This is a genomic window from Photobacterium alginatilyticum (genome assembly GCF_009910675.1).
GTDB classification, from domain to species: domain Bacteria; phylum Pseudomonadota; class Gammaproteobacteria; order Enterobacterales; family Vibrionaceae; genus Photobacterium; species Photobacterium alginatilyticum.
In genome coordinates this window covers 1-398 of sequence record NZ_RSEJ01000330.1, presented here as the reverse complement: position 1 = coordinate 398, position 398 = coordinate 1, and the positions used below count along the sequence as shown (strand labels likewise).

The window sequence follows — 398 nt, the reverse complement described above, 5'->3', positions numbered from 1 at the left end:
GATGAGTCATCCCTGATACTTTAAGTATCCTRAAGGGTTGTTGGAGACTACGACGTAGATAGGCAGGGTGTGTAAGCGCTGTGAGGCGTTGAGCTAACCTGTACTAATTGCCCGTGAGGCTTAACCATACAACACCCAAGGGGTTTTTACGGACTCCACGAACGCTTGAATGTAAGCGCGAGAACGCTAGTYAGATTTTCCCAGATTATAGTGTAGGGTCACATCGCTCCTTGCCATCCATGGCATCGCGATATTAGTGAATCCCTTCACGTCGAATTTGCTTGGCGACCATAGCATTATGGACCCACCTGATCCCATGCCGAACTCAGTAGTGAAACGTAATAGCGCCGATGGTAGTGTGGGGTCTCCCCATGTGAGAGTAGGACATCGCCAGGCTT

General features: G+C 49.7%; 2 rRNA genes. Both read left to right on the top strand.

The window, feature by feature from the left end:
• Positions 1-128 (top strand): 23S ribosomal RNA (locus EIZ48_RS28865); the annotation flags it as partial.
• A 152-nt stretch (positions 129-280) separates the two neighbouring features.
• Positions 281-396: ribosomal RNA gene (gene rrf / locus EIZ48_RS28860) — 5S ribosomal RNA — on the top strand.
• Positions 397-398 lie beyond the last annotated feature (2 nt).